This window comes from Methylobacterium cerastii, from assembly GCF_022179125.1.
Lineage (GTDB): Bacteria > Pseudomonadota > Alphaproteobacteria > Rhizobiales > Beijerinckiaceae > Methylobacterium > Methylobacterium cerastii.
This window is the reverse complement of record NZ_BPQG01000071.1, coordinates 1-15585: the sequence shown is the minus strand read 5'-3', so window position 1 is coordinate 15585 and position 15585 is coordinate 1. Positions and strand designations below refer to the sequence as shown.

Below are 15585 nucleotides of genomic sequence, written 5' to 3'. Positions count from 1 at the left end.
CAGTGGCGGCCGGCAGCTTGAACGATGAAGGCGCCCGATCGGGCCCCTTCATCGTTCAAGCTGCCGGCCGCCACTGGCCTGGTTTTACTCCGCCACAGCGGCCTGGAATTGGTCCGCCCTTTACAGATCATATCGATTTTTATATGACGTAGATATGTATCAATATTTCTATAATATAATTCATAATCTTCAGACAGTCGATACGAGAATTATTGCGTAATTCATTATTCTAGAATTTGCAATTTGTGTCAGCGATCGGAATCAGAAAAGATCGACCCTGGGCCTGCATGTCGGGAAAATTTTTATTCACGAAGTAAGATTGTCACATTGACGTTTGAGCAAGGTATTACGGATCGCTTCAGCCTGCACGGCGCAGCCAAGGAGAAGTTCATTTGGATCGCGTTGCCCGTTACGCGCTTTATTTCACCCCCGCCCCCGGCTCGGCCCTCGCCACCTTCGGCGACGCGATTCTCGGCCTCGATCCAGCGCCCGGTCCCGATGCGCTCCGGGCAATCCTCGCCGCCAACACCGCAGAGCAGCGCGTCTACGGGTTCCACGCCACCCTGAAGGCGCCGATGCACCTCGCCCCGGGCGCGACCGAAGCGGATCTCCTCGCGGCGACCGCGGCGGTGGCGGCGCACCGGCTCCCGCTGCCCGTCGGCCCCATGCGGGTCGCCGCCCTAGGGAATTTCACCGCCCTGGTGCCGGAGGTGCCGCCCCCCGCCCTCGGCCTCCTCGCGGCCGAATACGTCGCCGCGCTCGATCCGCTGCGCGCGCCCCTCACCGAGGCCGAGCGCGCCCGCCGCCGCCCCGAGCGCCTCGACCCCCGCGGCCGGGCGCTGCTGGAGCGCTGGGGCTACCCGCACGTGTTCGAGGCCTTCCGCTTTCACATGACGCTCACCGGCCCCCTCGAGCCGGAGGACCTGGCGACCGCCCTACCCCTGCTGGTCGAGGCCGCAGCAAACCTGCCCGACCTCGCGATCGATGCCGTGAGCGTGGTCGTTCGGGACGGCGCCGAGCCGTTCCGCCTCCTGCGCCGCCTGCCCTTCGCCGCCTGACAGGACCTCGCCATGGCCTCTGACCGCCTCGGCCTCGAACCGGCCGTCCACCCTACGGCCCATCTCTGGGATTGCCGCCTCGGCCGCTACACCGAGGTCGGCGCGCGCACGCGCCTCAGCGACACGCAGCTCGACGACTATTCGTACATCGTCGAGGACGGACAGGCGAACTATACCATCATCGGCAAGTTCTGCTCCATCGCCTCACACGTGCGGATCAATCCAGGCAACCACCCGATGGAGCGGGCCTCGCAGGCACACTTCACCTATCGGGCCAGCGCCTACTGGCCGGGGGAGGCGGCGGACGAGCCAGCCTTTTTCGCCCGGCGCCGGGCTCTGTCCGTCACCATCGGCCACGACGTCTGGATCGGGCACGGGGCCGTAATCCTGCCCGGGCGGACCATCGGCACCGGAGCGGTCGTGGGCGCGGGGACAATTCTGACCCGCGACGTGGCGCCCTACACCATCGTGGTCGGCAATCCGGGCCGCGTCGTGCGGCGGCGGTTCCCGGAGGCGGTGGCCGACCGCCTGCAGGCCCTCGGCTGGTGGGACTGGGACCACGACCGCCTGCGCCGGGCCCTGCCGGACTTCCGCGCCCTGGCGATCGAGGCATTCTTGGAGCGCTACGAAGCCGAAGCACCATAATGTCGACTATCGGTTAGCCGGACAACTGTCATTTTACTGTCGCGCACTACGGGTCTACCGGCGTTCAACATGAATCGCCGGGAAACAGCATGCTGATCCTCGAAGATCTGAGCCGTCGATACGGCGACCGTCGCGCGGTGGATGGGATTTCCCTCGCCATCCCGCGCGGCCGCTTTGTCGGCGTGATCGGGCGCTCGGGCGCCGGCAAGTCGACCCTCCTACGGATGGTCAACCGCCTCGCCGAGCCGACGGGCGGGCGCATCCTGTTCGACGGCCTCGACATCACCGCCCTGCATGGCCGCGACCTCCAGCGCTGGCGGGCGCGCTGCGCGATGATCTTCCAGCAGTTCCACCTCGTTGGCCGCCTCGACGTGCTGAGCAACGTCCTGATGGGACGGCTCTCTGAGGTGCCCCGGCACCGCTCCCTCCTCAAGCTCTGGTCGGAGCGCGAGCGCGCCCTTGCGCTGGCCGCCCTCGACGAATTCGGCATGGGGGACTTCGCCGCCCACCGGGCGGACCAGCTCTCCGGCGGCCAGCAGCAGCGCGTCGCCATCGCGCGGGCGATGATGCAGGCTCCCGATCTGATCCTGGCCGACGAGCCCGTGGCGTCCCTCGATCCGCGCAACACCCGCATCGTCATGGATGCCCTCGCGGAGGCCAACCGGCGCCACGGCATAACCGTGCTGTGCAACCTGCACTCCCTCGACTTGGCCCGCAGCTACTGCGACCGCCTCGTCGGCCTCGCCGACGGCCGCCTCGTCTTCGACGGCGCACCTGCCGACCTCACCGAGGACGTCGCCCGCCAGCTCTACGGGCTGGAGGCGGGCGAGGTGCTCGACGCCCCCGCCGCGCCCGCACGCCCCCGGGCCTATCCCGCCGCCCTCGTCGCCTGATCCGTCACCTCCGACCCAGGACCCTGCCATGCTGACCCGTCGCACCCTCGCCGGAGCCCTCGCGCTCGCCCTCCTCGCCGTCCCGGCCGCCGCGCAGGATTGGAAGGCGACCTATCCCGAGCTGACCCTGGCGGTGATCCCGGCCGAGAACGCCTCGGGCACCACGGACCGCTACGCGCCGATGACCGCCTACCTGTCGAAGGCCCTTGGCGTGCCGGTAAAGCTGCGCATCGCCAACGACTACGCCGCAGTGATCGAGAGCCAGCGCGCCGGCAACGCCCAGCTCGCGTTCTACGGCCCCGCCTCCTTCGCCCGCGCGGTGATGACCGGCGTGAAGATCGAGCCCATCGTCAACCAGCGCCACGACACCGGCGCCTCGGGCTACTATTCAGTGATCTACGTGCGCGCCGACAGCCCGTACAAGACGATCGAGGACCTGAAGGGCAAGAACCTCGCCCTGGTCGACCCCAACTCCACCTCCGGCAACCAGGCGCCGCGCTTCTTCCTGCACAAGGCCGGCCACCCGGTGGACGCGTTCTTCGGCAAGACCGTCTATGCCGGCAGCCACGAGAACGCCGTCCTCGCCCTCGTCCAGGGCACCGTGGATGCGGCGGCCAACCTCTACAACACCGACACCGACACCATGGTCACCCGGATGGCCACCAAGGGCATGCTCAAGAAGCCCGACGGCTCGGCCATGGGGCAGGGCGATTTCCGCGTGGTGTTTAAGTCCGACTTCCTGCCCGAGGGGCCCTTCGCCATGCTGGCGAGCCTGCCGGACGACCTCAAGGCGCGCATCCGCGACGCCCTCGTGGCGATGCCGACGGCCGACAAGACGGCCTTCGACCGGCTTTCGGACGGCAAGGACCAGGGTCTCACCGCCGTAACCCTGAAGGATTATCAGCCGGTCATCGAGATGCTGAAGTTCAACGACGAGCAACGCCGCAAGTCCTGACCTGAGTTCGGGTAAGCCGCCTGTAATGACCGATGCCTGAGCGGATCACGTCCCTGCCCCCAGACCGGGCCGCCGCCCTTGCGGGGGCCTATGACGCCGCCGTCGCCGCAAGCCGGCGCCGGACCTGGGTCGGCCTCGCCGCGTTCGTTGTTCTCACTGGGCTCGCCGCCCAGGCGGCCGAGGTTCGTCCCTGGGTGCTCGCGGCTCATATCGGCCGCTTCACCGACTACATCGCCCAGATCCTGCCCCCCCTGACCCTGGCGAACCTGCCGGCAGACCTCGCCGAATGGTACTGGGGCTGGCCGAAATGGCTCGCGCTGTTGGGCGAGACCCTACTGATGGCCTATCTCGGCACCCTTCTCGGAGCGATCGGCGGGTTCCTCCTGTGCTTCTCCGCCGCCGCCAACGTAGCGGGTAGCCGGACGGCATGCTTCGTGGTGCGGCGCGGGCTGGAATTCTGCCGCACCGTGCCGGAGATCGTGTTCGCACTCCTCTTCGTCATCGCCTTTGGGCTCGGGCCGATGGTGGGCGTGCTGGCGCTGGCGATCCACACCACGGGCGCGCTCGGCAAGCTGTTCTCCGAGGTCGTCGAGAACATCGACATGAAGCCGGTCGAGAGCCTCACCGCCGGCGGGGCCGGGCGGATCGAGACCCTGCGCTTCGCGGTGCTGCCGCAGGTGCTGTCGAACTTCGTCTCCTATGGACTGCTGCGCTTCGAGGTCAACGTGCGGGGCGCCGGGGTGATGGGCTTCGTCGGTGCCGGCGGCATCGGGCAAGAGCTCCTCGTGGCGATCCGCAACTTCTACTACGCCGACGTCAGCGCGATTCTGGTCCTCATCATCCTCACCGTCATGGCGATCGATCTCGGCACCGAGCGCCTGCGCCACCATCTCCTCGGGAGCCTGCGATGACCGGGCCCGACATCGATGCGGCCGAGATCGCCGCCCTGCGCCGGCGCTTTCCAGAGAGCTTCCGGCCGGCGTGGCGTGGCCGCCTCGTCGCGGGCCTCGCGCTCGCCGGCCTCGTCGCCCTTGCGGGCTACGCGATGGTCCGCCTCGATTTCTCCGCCGCGCGCCTCCTCAACGGACTTGGCCGCCTCGGCGAGTTCAGCCTGCTGATGCTGCCCCCCGAAGCCGGCGGCCGGGGCTGGGCGTTTCTGCAGGCGCTGACCGAGACCCTCGGCATCGCCTTCATCGGTACGCTGACGGCGGCGCTCCTGGCGTTCCCGGTGGCGTTCCTGGCCGCCCGCAACGTCGTGCCCAACCCATTCGTGCACTTCACCGTGCGGCGCGGCCTCGACGTGGTGCGCTCCATCGACGTGCTGATCTGGGCGCTGATCTGGATCAACGTCGTCGGGCTCGGCCCCTTCGCGGGGGCGCTGGCCATCGCCTGCGCGGATTTCGGGGCGCTCGGCAAGCTGTTCTCGGAAGCCGTCGAGACCGTCGACGGCAAGCCCGGCGAGGGCGTCTCCGCCTCCGGCGGGGCCGAGCTTCACCGTATCCGCTTCGGCCTCATCCCGGCCGTGCTGCCCGTGCTCGGCAGCCAGGTGCTGTACTTCTTCGAGTCGAACACCCGGTCGGCCACCATCATCGGCATCGTCGGCGCGGGCGGTATCGGCCAATACCTGACCGAACTGATCCGCGTCCTCGAACTGCGCCAGGTCGCCTTTTTGATCCTGATGATCCTCGTGACTGTGGCGATCATCGACGCCGTCTCCGGTCGCCTGCGCCGGGCCCTGATCGGCGGCGCTGCGTGGTAGGCTTCACTCCACCACCAATTCTACGCGGTCGGCGGCGAACAGGCTGCGGGTGGCCTGGATGCGCTGGCCGTCCCCGTCTACGTTCACGCTCGACAGGACAATCAGGCTGCGGCCGGGGGCAATGTCGAGGCGTTCCGCCTCCTCGGGGCTCGCCGGGCGGGCGCCGATCCGGGTCGAGAGCCGGGTGTAGTCGGCGACCCCGAATCCCGCATAGGCACGGGTGATCGAGCCGCTGGCAGCGTAGGCCGCGTCGAAGCCGGCAAAGCGCGGTAGCGGCAGGCAGGTCCGGGCAGTCGAGATCGGCGCGCCGTCGGCCCGGTGCATGGTGTGAAGTTCGAGGATCGGTGTGCCGGGGGCGATCCCCAAGGCCTCAGCCCAGTCCGGTCCGGCGGGCATGGTTGTAGCCGCGATCAGGTCGCCCCAGGCCTCGCGGCCAGTGCGGGAAACGATCTCGGAGAATCGGGTCCGGGGACCGATCGGATAGGGGATCGGCCCCTGCTCGACGAAGCTGCCCTTGCCCTGCGTGGTGCGCACCAACCCATCCTCGGCGAGGACGCCGAGCGCGCGCCTTACCGTGTGCCGGTTCACGCCGAAGCGCGCGGCCAGGGCTGATTCGGCCGGCAGCTGCGCCCCGGCGGCGACCGCTCCGCTGCGGATCTCCGCCGCCAGCGCATCCGCAATCTGCCGCCACGCGGCCAAGCCGCCCCCACGCTGGAGCGCCGTCACGCCCGTGTCGCCCGCCTCATTCATGGGTTGCCTGCGTGGATTGCTCGCATGACGTCCTCGAAACCTCTTGCGTCCACTCCTCTACTTGTCTAAACATATAGACATGTCTGGAGTCCGATCAATGCCGAGTGTCAGCCAAACACCACCTCCGCACTCGATGCCAGACCTCGCCGCGCGCCAACGCGCAATGGCGCGGGCCGGCGAGGCGACCTCCGACGAATTGCGAGCTGCCCTGGCGCGAACCGGGGCCGTCACCGAGGCGCAGGACTTGCGCCCAACCGAGACGGGTCTGGTGATGGTCCGCGGGCGAATCGGTGGCGACGGACGGGCCTTCAACGCCGGCGAGGCCACGGTAACGCGCGCGGCGGTGCGCCTGCCCGGCGGCGAGACCGGCTTCGCCTACCATCTCGGCCGCGACCGGGTCCGCGCCCGCCTTGCCGCCATCCTGGACGCGCACTGGCAGCGCCCCGAGGCACGGCCCGCCCTGGAGGCGGCACTGGACGCCATCGCCGGGCGCCGGGCGGAAGCGGTGCGGCAGGCCGCCCGCAAGACCGCGGCGACGCGGGTGAACTTCTTCACCCTGGCGCGGGGAGAGGATTGATGGCGCACACTCTTGCCCACGGCTTTGCCGATCCCGTCCACGAGGGCCAAGCCGTGTTCCGCGCCGCGATGGACGCCCTGAGCCGGCCCGGCCAGATCCGCCCGCTGGCCACGACCCTGGCGCCGCCCGCTCCCCTCATTCCCGAGCTTGCGGCTCTGGCCCTGGCGCTGACCGATGCCGACACGCCGGTCTGGCTCGATGCGCCGCTGCGTGCCGAGCCGGCGGTTGCAGCCTTCCTGCGCTTCCACACCGGGGCGCCCCTCGTCGACGCGCCCGATCGGGCGGCCTTCGCGTTGATCGCCGATCCCGCTCGCTGCCCGGCCTTCGCGGCGTTCTCGCAGGGCACCCCGGCCTACCCGGATACCTCCGCCACCCTGATCCTCGCCGTGGAGACCTTGTCCAATTCCGCCGGTCCCGCTTTCGCGGGACCGGGCATCCGCGGCACCGCGCACCTCGACGCCGGTCCCCTGCCGGCCGACTGGGCGTCGCGCTGGGCCGCGAACCATGCGGCCTTCCCCCTGGGCCTCGACCTGCTCTTCGTCGCTTCAGCGCGCCTCGCCGGGCTGCCGCGCTCGGCGCGTCCCGTCGCTCTGGAGGCTATGCCATGTACGTAGCCGTGAAGGGTGGCGAGGCCGCGATCGACAACGCCCACCGGCTGCTGGCCGAGGTCAGGCGCGGCGATCCGGCCGTGCCTGAACTCACGGTGGCGCAGATCCGCGAGCAGATGCGCCTCCTCGTCGACCGGGTGATGACCGAGGGCTCCCTTTACGACCCGGATCTGGCTGCGCTCGCCCTGAAGCAGGCGCGGGGCGACGTGGTCGAAGCGGTATTCCTGGTGCGAGCCTACCGCACGACGCTACCGCGCTTCGGCGCCACCGAGCCCCTCGACACCGGGGGGATGACGCTCGCGCGGCGCATCTCCGCCACCTTCAAGGACCTGCCCGGCGGCCAGGTGCTCGGCCCGACTTTCGACTACACCCACCGCCTCGTGGATTTCGCCCTGGAGGATGGCGCCGATCCGGCGCCCGCCGCTGAGGCCAAGCCGGAGGCCGATGCCGCCGCCTGTCCGCGGGTCACCGATCTCCTGGGCCAGGCCGGCCTGCTGGAGCCCTCGCCCCCGGACGAGGGCGCCCCCGTCGGCGACCTCACCCGCGAGCCGGTGGACTACCCGGCCGACCGCGCGCTCCGGCTCCAGGGGCTGGCGCGGGGCGACGAGGGCTTCATCCTTGCGCTCGGCTACTCGACGCAGCGCGGCTACGGCCGCACCCATCCCTTCGTCGGCGAAATCCGGGTCGGAGCCGTCGAACTCGAATTCACGCCGGAGGAGCTCGGCTTCCCAGTCAGCCTCGGCACGGTCGACCTGACCGAGTGCCAGATGATCAACCAGTTCCACGGGAGCGGCGCGGTGCCGCCGCAATTCACCCGAGGCTACGGCCTCGTCTTCGGCCAGGGGGAGCGCAAGGCCATGGCGATGGCGCTGGTGGACCGCTCGCTCCGGGCAGCCGAACTCGGCGAGGCGGTGGTGGTGCCGGCCCAGGACCAGGAATTTGTGCTGGCCCATTGCGACAGCCTTCAGGCGACGGGCTTCGTCGAGCACATGAAGCTGCCGCACTACGTCGACTTCCAGGCCGAACTCGAACTTGTCCGGCGCCTGCGCGCTGAGCACGCCGCCCTGGCAGCCGAGCCGGTCCAGGACGATCCCACCCTACGGGAGGCCGCCGAATGAGCCCGCAAGGTACCGTCACGGTTTCGGCCGGCACCGGCTATAACTTCGCCTATCTCGACGAGGGCACGAAGCGGATGATCCGCCGGGCCATCCTCAAGGCCATCGCGATCCCTGGTTACCAGGTGCCCTTCGCCGCCCGCGAGATGCCGATGCCCTATGGCTGGGGCACCGGCGGGGTGCAGGTCACCGCCGCGATCCTCGGCGCGGCGGATGTCCTCAAGGTCATCGACCAGGGCGCCGACGACACCACGAACGCGGTCTCGATCCGCCGCTTCTTCACCGCCACCGCCGGGGTCGCGACGACGACGCGGACGGCAGAGGCCACGGTGATCCAGACCCGCCACCGCATCCCGGAGGCGCCGCTGACCGAGGGGCAGGTCCTCGTCTACCAGGTGCCGATCCCCGAGCCCCTGCGCTTCCTCGAACCGCGCGAGACCGAGACGCGCCAACTCCACGCTCTGGCCGAATATGGCCTCATGCACGTCAAACTCTACGAGGACATCGCCCGCCACGGCCACATCGCAACCACCTACGCCTACCCGGTGGAAGTCGCTGGTCGCTACGTGATGGACCCCTCCCCAACCCCAAAATTCGACAACCCGAAGATGGACGACTGCCCCGCCCTCCAGCTCTTCGGGGCGGGCCGCGAGAAGCGCATCTACGCGATCCCGCCCTACACCCAAGTGCGCAGCCTCGACTTCGAGGACCACCCCTTTCGGGTTCAGAGATTTGACCGCCCCTGTGCCCTCTGTGGCGCCGAGGGCGTCTACCTCGACGAGGTCATCCTCGACGATGCCGGCGGGCGGATGTTCGTTTGCTCGGACACCGATCATTGCGAGACCCGCCGCGCCGACGGCCACACCGGAGAGGCCGCGTGATCGAACCCTTGCTTCCCGAGCCTTTGCTTCCCGAGACCTTGCTTACGGTCGAGGGCCTGACCAAGCGCTACGGCCACCGCCTCGCCTGCGACAGCATCGGCTTCACCCTCGATCACGGCGAGGTCCTGGCGGTTGTCGGCGAGTCTGGCTCCGGCAAGTCGACCCTGCTGTCGCTCATCGCCGGCGAGGTCGCGGCCGACGCCGGCTCCGTATCCTACCGCATGCGCGATGGCGCCACCCGCGACCTCGCGACCCTGAGCGAAGCCGAACGCCGGGCCCTGATGCGAACCGACTGGGGCTTCGTGCGCCAGGACGCGACGCAAGGCCTGCGCATGGCGGTCTCGGCTGGGGGCAATGTCGGCGAGCGCCTCATGGGGGTTGGGGACCGTCATTACGGCCGCATCCGCGCCACCGCCCTCGATTGGCTCGCCCGCGTCGAGATCGCCGCCGACCGGGTCGACGATCCGCCGACGCGCTTATCCGGCGGCATGCGCCAGCGCCTGCAGATCGCCCGTAACCTCGTCACCGCGCCCCGCCTCGTGCTCATGGACGAGCCGACTTCGGGCCTCGACGTCTCGGTCCAGGCCCGCCTCCTCGACATGATCCGGGGGCTGGTGGCCGAACTCGGCCTCGCGGTCATCATCGTCACCCATGACTTGGCCGTGGCGCGCCTGCTCTCGCACCGCGTCCTCGTGATGCGATCTGGCCGGGTCATCGAGACCGGCCTGACCGACCAGGTCCTCGACGACCCGCAGGCCGCCTACACCCAGCTCCTCGTCTCCTCGGTGCTCGCCGCATGACGCCTCTCCTCGCCTTCGAAGACGTGGCCAAGAGCTTCACCCTGCACCTGCGCGATGGGGCGGTGCTCCCCGTCATCGCGGGGGCCACCCTGGCGGTCCATTCCGGAGAGTGCGTCGTGCTCGGCGGCGCCTCGGGAGCGGGCAAGTCCTCGCTCCTCAAAATGGCCTACGGCAATTACCGCTGCCCGCAGGGAGCTGTCTGGGTCCGCGACGGCGCCCGCGTGGTCAACCTCGCAGCAGCCGCGCCGCGCGAGATCCTGGCCCTCCGCCGCACCACCCTGTCCTACATCTCGCAGTTCCTGCGGGTCATCCCCCGGGTCGGCGCCCGCGCCGTGGTGGAGGCTGCTGGGATCGAAGGGGGGCTTCCCCTCAAGGTAGCCCGCACCCGGGCTGGCGACTTGCTGTCCCGCCTCAACTTGCCCGAGCGACTGTGGGCGCTGCCCCCAGCCACCTTCTCGGGGGGCGAGCAGCAGCGGGTGAACATCGCCCGGGGCCTGATCGCCGCGCGGCCGATTTTGCTCATGGATGAGCCCACCGCATCCCTAGACGCCACGAACCGGGCCGTGGTGGTGGACCTCATCGCCGAGAAGCGCGCCGCCGGCACCGCCATCCTCGGCATCTTCCACGATGCGGACGTCCGTGAGGCAGTGGCGACGCGGATCGTCGACGTCTCCGCCTTCCGTGGAGCAATGGCGGCATGAACCAAACAGTGATTGACCGGAAGCACACCAGCATGACCGACCGGGTCGAAATCCTCGAGAACGCGCGCCTCGTTCTGCCCGACCGGGTCGAGACCGGCTGGATCGCAGTGGTCGATGGGCGCATCGCCGAGATCGGCACCGGCTCGGCCCCCGAGCACGGCCTCAATTGCGAGGGCGACACCCTCATCCCGGGCCTCGTCGAACTCCACACCGACCACCTGGAGAGCCACTATGCCCCGCGCCCCGGCGTGCGCTGGCACCCCCTTGGGGCGGTCCTGGCCTACGACGCGCAGATCGCGGCTTCCGGCATCACCACGGTGTTCGATTCGCTGCGCGCGGGCACCGACCCGGACGGGAGCGGTCTCGGGACCGAACTCGAGCTCCTCGCCGCCGCGCTTGCGGAGGCGCAAGACGCGGACCTGTTCCGGGCCGAGCACCGCACGCATCTACGCTGCGAGATTCCCTCCACCGACGTGGTCGAGACGGTGCGGACCTTTGCCGAGCGCTACGCCATCGGGCTGCTGTCGCTGATGGACCACACGCCGGGCCAGCGTCAGTTCCGGGATGTCTCTAAGTACTACGTCTATGCCGGGCGCGGCGGCCGCTCGTTGGAGGAGATCAAGCTCAGTACCGAGCGCAAGATGCGCGAGGGCCGCGCCCTCAACGCCGTGAACCGGCCCGCTCTGGTGGCGTTCGCCCGCGAGCACGGCATTCCGCTCGCCAGCCACGACGACACCACCCTGGCTGACGTCGCGCTGTCTCAAGAGGAGTCGGTGGTGCTCGCCGAGTTCCCCACCACCCTGGAGGCGGCCGAGGCATCGCACGCGGCGGGCATCACCGTGATGATGGGGGCGCCCAACCTGATCCGGGGTGGCTCGCATTCGGGCAACGTCGCGGCGCACACCCTGGCGGAGGCCGGCAACCTCAGCATCCTGTCCTCGGACTACGTGCCAGCGAGCCTTCTGATGGCGGCATTCGGGCTGCCCGAGCGCGTCCCCGGCATCAGCCTGCCCGACGCCATCGCAACCGTGACGGCCAACCCCGCCCGCGCCACCGGCCTGACCGATCGCGGGCGTCTGGAACCGGGCTTGCGCGCTGACCTCGTCCGCGTTCGCCTCGCCCGGGGCGTCCCGGTGGTGCGTCAGGTCTGGCGCGCCGGCGCGCGGGTGGTGTGATGGCGGGCGGCTTTGTCCTCGTGGTCGGCCCAAGCGGGGCCGGAAAGGACACCCTGCTGCGGCTGGCACGGGACGCGCTCGTTGGCGATTCCCGCTTCGTCTTCCCGCGCCGCCACGTCACCCGCGAGCCATCAACGCACGAGGACAATATCGCGCTTACCGAGGAAGCCTTTGCGGATAGGGCAGCCTCCGGCGCCTTCGCCTTATATTGGCGCGCACACGGCCTCGGCTACGCGATCCCCGGCGAGACGCTTGAGGAGGCCCGGGCCGGGCGGGTGGTGGTCTGCAACGTCTCCCGGCGAATCGTGGAACAGGCTCGAGGATCGCTGCCGCATGTCGGCGTTGTGACCATCACGGCATTACCCGAGGTACTTGCCGACCGTCTCTCTGCTCGCGCCCGGCCAGAGGATGGCGACTTGCGCAGCCGCCTCGACCGCGTCGTCCCAATTGAGAGCGAGTGCACGATTTGGAACGACCGCGCTCCGGAGATCGGAGCAGCTAAGCTGATTGGGTATTTGCGCGAGCAGGTAGCCTGAATACCACCTCGGCAGGAAGTTCACGCGCTGTCCTCCTGTTGGTCGATGTCGGAGCAGTTCATGGCACTCAAAGAGCGGCTTCGCGGCCTCAAGTCCCTTGCCGGTCCCTTCGCGCCATTCGATGCTGGCGTAACCCCGGATGACCCACGCGCTCTGTTCGAGACATGGCTCTACGACGCTATCAATCGGGGCATACTCGAAGCCCATGCCATGACGCTCTCGACTGTCGATGAGCAGGGCTACCCTGATGCCCGCGTCTTGATCCTCAAGAACGTGGATGCCGACGGGTGGCACTTCGCCAGCACAAAGCTCAGTCCCAAAGGCCGCCAGATCGCCGCCCAGCCCCGCGCCGCCCTGACCTTCTACTGGCAACCACTCGGTCGGCAGGTCCGCCTGCGAGGTCCGGTTGTCGAAATGGGTCGAGAGATCTGTGAGGCGGACTTCTTGGCCCGCCCCATCGGTTCGCGTGCGGGCGCTTTGCTCGCCCGGCAGAGCGACGTCCTCGTCAATGATGCCGCATTGGATGCGGGCTTGGCCGAGCAGCGGCGTCGGATCGAGGCCGACCCATCCACCGTATCACCGACCTGGGCGGTCTACGCCGTCAAGCCGGATGAGGTCGAGTTCTGGCAGGCGGACGAGGAACGCAGACACACGCGTTTGCGATACCGGCAAAACAACCAAGGAGGCTGGACGCACGAGCGCCTGTGGCCGTGATATTTTTTGGGCGAGGGTGAAGCCACGCGACGGGCTGTTACAGGACGTGATCGCATGGGGCAGCGATGTTAGCTCTGATACCCTCTACGGCCCGAAGCGGACGGGCAGAAGGCCAGGCATGACCGCGGGGGTTGAGCTCCACGCCCAGGACCTTGGTGGCCTGTCTACACTGATGTGACACCCACGAGGTTCCCGAAGCGGACCATCCGAGGGTCAGCGAAAGGATGCGAGCGGACGCAGAGTGTGGGCCCGATCCATAAGAGTTCGGTCAATACGCGCGATGGTCACCTTCGTTGCCGAACGAGCGGGAAGCCGATGGCGGTGACCCCTGCGCCACAAAAAACCCGCCGCGGCGGTATGCCGGGCGGGATGAGGTTCGGCGCCGGGTCTCGGGGGGAAAGCGCCGTTGCACGGCCGCTACCACCGACCGTGCAACAAGCTGATGACAGGCATGATCCTCGGTAGTCGGGTCACCGAGGCAGCGGCGAACGAGCCCGAGCGTCACGCACCGGTGACTTCGATGATCATCGCCTCACGCCGCGCCCGGCCGTACTCGTCCAGGACCTCGACGTCCGCACGGTGCGTCCCCAGCCCAAGGTTCGCCGGCAGTGGGCCGACCCAGACGTGCGATGAGGGGATCGCCGACACCCAGGGCTTCTTGGTGTCCGCGTTGCGCGCGTAGACCTGCGTCACGAACGGATCGGGCTGACGCTTCCTCAGCATCGGGACGGCCGCGCGTCCGCCGCCGAGCCGCAGGGTAACCCGCGTCCGGGGTCCGCCATCGAACACATTGACCACGAGGTCGGTCGATCCGACGGCCTCGACCGGGATCGGCGAGCCGAGCAAACGCTGAATCGTGTAAGCCTTGGCGACCTCCGGGGTGCGGGCATTGTATTGGCTATCGAGGGTGATCCGTATCGCCCGGTCAGGCTCGGAGGCGGCGACGAAACGCGTCGTGTAGCCGGCGCCGTCGATGGACAGGACGTGGTAGCCGTTGGGCGTGCCGTCCCGACTGTCGGCGCAGGCGATGCCGCGCCGGTCGTAGGGGCCGCTCCACCAGGATCCCGACACGGCCGTCAGGACGTGGTGGTGATGCGTGCCGTCGCCGCCGAGATAATGGTGCTCTGTCGTGTGGGTGTGGCCGGCCACGCTGAGGCTCGGCCGCCCGGCGAGCAGAGCCAGGAGGGCGTCGCGGTCGACGGTGTTCCGGCTCCAGTCCTCAGATCCCGTATCGGTCACGAGCGGGATGTGCATGCCGACGACGACGAGACGGTCCCTGGGCCAATCACGCAGGATGTTCTCGACGAAGGTCAGCTGACTCTCGCCGAAGCGCCCCTCGTAGCGGCCGCCGCGCGCACCCGGGGCAGCGGTGCCGATACCTAGGTAGCGCACGTTGTCGAGCATCAGGAACAACGCGTGGCCATGCTCGAAGGCATAGTACGGCGCGCCGTAGACCCGCTTGAACGTCTCGCGGCTGAGATCCGCGTCGGGCGCCTCGAAGTTCAGGTCGTGGTTGCCGCCGACGTGCCACCACGGGATGCCGACCCGGCCGATCATGCGATTGTAGCGCGGATAGAGCGAGAGATCGTCCGAGACGATGTCGCCCATCGTCATGCCGAAGGCGGCGGACGTGCCGAGGACGCTGGTCAGGGCGGTATCGCGCACGAAGGCGAGTTCGGCCTCGCTCGCGGGTTGCGGGTCCGTAAACAACAGCACGTCGAACGCTGAGGGCTCGTCGACCCGCCGTAACGGGAAGTCGAGCGATTCCGGGAGCGCTCCCGTAGGTGCGAGGCCAGGGTAGCGAAAGCCGAGTTCGGTAGGGGTGCCATCGGGCCGATGGATGTAGGAGACGCGCGGAAGGTTGTTCGCGTCGAGCGGAGCGCGGTAGCCGGATGGCTTGACGACGAACACGGCATCGCCGTCCGTGACGGCGAGGCGGTAGCGCCCGCTTTCGTCGGTGCGCACGACGTCCCGTCCGTTCGAGACGGCGACACCCGGCAGCCCCGGGTCGCCGATCTGCCTGTGTCCCGCCCCGGAGCGGTCCTCGAACACGAAGCCGCTGGCGGTCAGGGAGCCTTCCGGCCGGTCGGGCGCCGTGCCCCGTGCGAACGCCGGTGCGGCGAGCGTCGCGGCCATCGCCCCGAGACCTGACACGGCCGCACGTCGGGTCATGGGGGACGCCGTGTCGTCGATGCCTTCGTTCATGCCGGGCTCCATCCTTGCGGTGGCATGGATACGGCTGCTGACGACCGTGTGACAGGATGCGACCGACATCCGTCGGCAGCGGGACCTCGGGTCCGATGGCGCACTGGCGGGTTTAGAGATAGGTGTAAAGGGCGGACCAATTCCAGGCTGCTGTGGCGGAGTAAAACCAGGCCAGTGGCGGCCGGCAGCTTGAACGATGAAGGGGCCCGATCG

The 15585-nt window shown here is 68.9% G+C and carries 17 protein-coding genes; 15 read left to right on the top strand and 2 right to left on the bottom strand.

Annotated features, from left to right (window positions below; translation table 11 throughout):
- Positions 1 to 392 precede the first annotated feature (392 nt).
- The 6 genes from MFF13_RS20850 to phnE (MFF13_RS20825) all read left to right on the top strand — a co-directional run bounded on the left by MFF13_RS20850 (position 393) and on the right by phnE (MFF13_RS20825) (position 5310).
- Positions 393 to 1058 (top strand): DUF1045 domain-containing protein, encoded by a 666-nt coding sequence (locus MFF13_RS20850; protein ID WP_238272867.1) that lies wholly within the window; start codon positions 393 to 395, stop codon positions 1056 to 1058.
- A 12-nt stretch (positions 1059 to 1070) separates the two neighbouring features.
- On the top strand, positions 1071 to 1703 hold the full coding sequence (locus MFF13_RS20845; RefSeq protein WP_238272866.1) for an LbetaH domain-containing protein: 633 nt from the start codon (positions 1071 to 1073) through the stop codon (positions 1701 to 1703).
- Positions 1704 to 1792: 89 nt separating this feature from the next.
- Complete coding sequence (gene phnC / locus MFF13_RS20840) at positions 1793 to 2596, top strand: phosphonate ABC transporter ATP-binding protein (protein ID WP_238272865.1); 804 nt, start codon at positions 1793 to 1795, stop codon at positions 2594 to 2596.
- Between the two features lie 28 nt (positions 2597 to 2624).
- Positions 2625 to 3551 (top strand): phosphonate ABC transporter substrate-binding protein, encoded by a 927-nt coding sequence (gene phnD / locus MFF13_RS20835; protein ID WP_238272864.1) that lies wholly within the window; start codon positions 2625 to 2627, stop codon positions 3549 to 3551.
- A 32-nt stretch (positions 3552 to 3583) separates the two neighbouring features.
- Entirely contained in the window at positions 3584 to 4462 is an 879-nt protein-coding gene (gene phnE / locus MFF13_RS20830; RefSeq protein ID WP_147753682.1) for a phosphonate ABC transporter, permease protein PhnE, read from the top strand.
- Positions 4459 to 5310, top strand: a complete 852-nt coding sequence (gene phnE, locus MFF13_RS20825) for a phosphonate ABC transporter, permease protein PhnE (protein ID WP_238272863.1) — start codon at positions 4459 to 4461, stop codon at positions 5308 to 5310. Before phnE (MFF13_RS20830) ends, phnE (MFF13_RS20825) begins: the two co-directional genes overlap by 4 nt.
- Positions 5311 to 5313: 3 nt before the next feature.
- On the opposite strand, the gene phnF is transcribed toward phnE (MFF13_RS20825), so the two are convergent.
- Positions 5314 to 6060 carry a phosphonate metabolism transcriptional regulator PhnF gene (gene phnF / locus MFF13_RS20820; protein WP_238272862.1) on the bottom strand — a complete coding sequence of 249 codons (747 nt, stop codon included), beginning with the start codon at positions 6058 to 6060 and terminating at the stop codon, positions 5314 to 5316.
- A gap of 133 nt (positions 6061 to 6193) precedes the next feature.
- On the opposite strand from phnF, the gene phnG reads away from it, so the two are divergent.
- The 9 genes from phnG to MFF13_RS20775 are packed head-to-tail and all read left to right on the top strand — an operon-like array spanning position 6194 to position 13167.
- Entirely contained in the window at positions 6194 to 6637 is a 444-nt protein-coding gene (gene phnG, locus MFF13_RS20815) for a phosphonate C-P lyase system protein PhnG (protein WP_283205830.1), read from the top strand.
- Positions 6637 to 7251 carry a phosphonate C-P lyase system protein PhnH gene (gene phnH / locus MFF13_RS20810; RefSeq protein WP_238272861.1) on the top strand — a complete coding sequence of 205 codons (615 nt, stop codon included), beginning with the start codon at positions 6637 to 6639 and terminating at the stop codon, positions 7249 to 7251. The genes phnG and phnH overlap by 1 nt, the downstream gene beginning before the upstream one ends.
- Positions 7242 to 8363, top strand: coding sequence for a carbon-phosphorus lyase complex subunit (locus MFF13_RS20805; RefSeq protein WP_238272860.1), 1122 nt, complete (start codon positions 7242 to 7244; stop codon positions 8361 to 8363). Before phnH ends, MFF13_RS20805 begins: the two co-directional genes overlap by 10 nt.
- Positions 8360 to 9241, top strand: coding sequence for an alpha-D-ribose 1-methylphosphonate 5-phosphate C-P-lyase PhnJ (locus MFF13_RS20800; protein WP_238272859.1), 882 nt, complete (start codon positions 8360 to 8362; stop codon positions 9239 to 9241). The genes MFF13_RS20805 and MFF13_RS20800 overlap by 4 nt, the downstream gene beginning before the upstream one ends.
- Complete coding sequence (gene phnK / locus MFF13_RS20795) at positions 9238 to 10041, top strand: phosphonate C-P lyase system protein PhnK (protein WP_238272858.1); 804 nt, start codon at positions 9238 to 9240, stop codon at positions 10039 to 10041. The genes MFF13_RS20800 and phnK overlap by 4 nt, the downstream gene beginning before the upstream one ends.
- Entirely contained in the window at positions 10038 to 10742 is a 705-nt protein-coding gene (gene phnL / locus MFF13_RS20790; protein WP_147753689.1) for a phosphonate C-P lyase system protein PhnL, read from the top strand. The genes phnK and phnL overlap by 4 nt, the downstream gene beginning before the upstream one ends.
- A 32-nt stretch (positions 10743 to 10774) precedes the next feature.
- Entirely contained in the window at positions 10775 to 11917 is a 1143-nt protein-coding gene (locus MFF13_RS20785) for an alpha-D-ribose 1-methylphosphonate 5-triphosphate diphosphatase (protein ID WP_147753690.1), read from the top strand.
- A complete protein-coding gene (phnN, locus tag MFF13_RS20780) occupies positions 11917 to 12453 on the top strand; it encodes a phosphonate metabolism protein/1,5-bisphosphokinase (PRPP-forming) PhnN (protein ID WP_238272857.1) in 537 nt (178 codons plus the stop codon). Before MFF13_RS20785 ends, phnN begins: the two co-directional genes overlap by 1 nt.
- Before the next feature lie 60 nt (positions 12454 to 12513).
- On the top strand, positions 12514 to 13167 hold the full coding sequence (locus tag MFF13_RS20775) for a pyridoxine/pyridoxamine 5'-phosphate oxidase (RefSeq protein WP_238272856.1): 654 nt from the start codon (positions 12514 to 12516) through the stop codon (positions 13165 to 13167).
- 501 nt (positions 13168 to 13668) lie between these two features.
- On the opposite strand, the gene MFF13_RS20770 is transcribed toward MFF13_RS20775, so the two are convergent.
- A complete protein-coding gene (locus MFF13_RS20770; RefSeq protein ID WP_306422435.1) occupies positions 13669 to 15303 on the bottom strand; it encodes a calcineurin-like phosphoesterase C-terminal domain-containing protein in 1635 nt (544 codons plus the stop codon).
- Positions 15304 to 15585: the final 282 nt, after the last annotated feature.

Coding starts and splice junctions, on each gene's coding strand:
- MFF13_RS20845 (WP_238272866.1), top strand. CDS start 1,071: ATGGCCTCTGACCGCCTCGGCCTCGAACCGGCCGTCCACCCTACGGCC.
- phnC (WP_238272865.1), top strand. CDS start 1,793: ATGCTGATCCTCGAAGATCTGAGCCGTCGATACGGCGACCGTCGCGCG.
- phnD (WP_238272864.1), top strand. CDS start 2,625: ATGCTGACCCGTCGCACCCTCGCCGGAGCCCTCGCGCTCGCCCTCCTC.
- phnE (WP_147753682.1), top strand. CDS start 3,584: ATGCCTGAGCGGATCACGTCCCTGCCCCCAGACCGGGCCGCCGCCCTT.
- phnE (WP_238272863.1), top strand. CDS start 4,459: ATGACCGGGCCCGACATCGATGCGGCCGAGATCGCCGCCCTGCGCCGG.
- phnF (WP_238272862.1), bottom strand. CDS start 6,060: ATGAATGAGGCGGGCGACACGGGCGTGACGGCGCTCCAGCGTGGGGGC.
- phnG (WP_283205830.1), top strand. CDS start 6,194: ATGCCAGACCTCGCCGCGCGCCAACGCGCAATGGCGCGGGCCGGCGAG.
- phnH (WP_238272861.1), top strand. CDS start 6,637: ATGGCGCACACTCTTGCCCACGGCTTTGCCGATCCCGTCCACGAGGGC.
- MFF13_RS20805 (WP_238272860.1), top strand. CDS start 7,242: ATGTACGTAGCCGTGAAGGGTGGCGAGGCCGCGATCGACAACGCCCAC.
- MFF13_RS20800 (WP_238272859.1), top strand. CDS start 8,360: ATGAGCCCGCAAGGTACCGTCACGGTTTCGGCCGGCACCGGCTATAAC.
- phnL (WP_147753689.1), top strand. CDS start 10,038: ATGACGCCTCTCCTCGCCTTCGAAGACGTGGCCAAGAGCTTCACCCTG.
- MFF13_RS20785 (WP_147753690.1), top strand. CDS start 10,775: ATGACCGACCGGGTCGAAATCCTCGAGAACGCGCGCCTCGTTCTGCCC.
- phnN (WP_238272857.1), top strand. CDS start 11,917: ATGGCGGGCGGCTTTGTCCTCGTGGTCGGCCCAAGCGGGGCCGGAAAG.
- MFF13_RS20775 (WP_238272856.1), top strand. CDS start 12,514: ATGGCACTCAAAGAGCGGCTTCGCGGCCTCAAGTCCCTTGCCGGTCCC.
- MFF13_RS20770 (WP_306422435.1), bottom strand. CDS start 15,303: ATGGCCGCGACGCTCGCCGCACCGGCGTTCGCACGGGGCACGGCGCCC.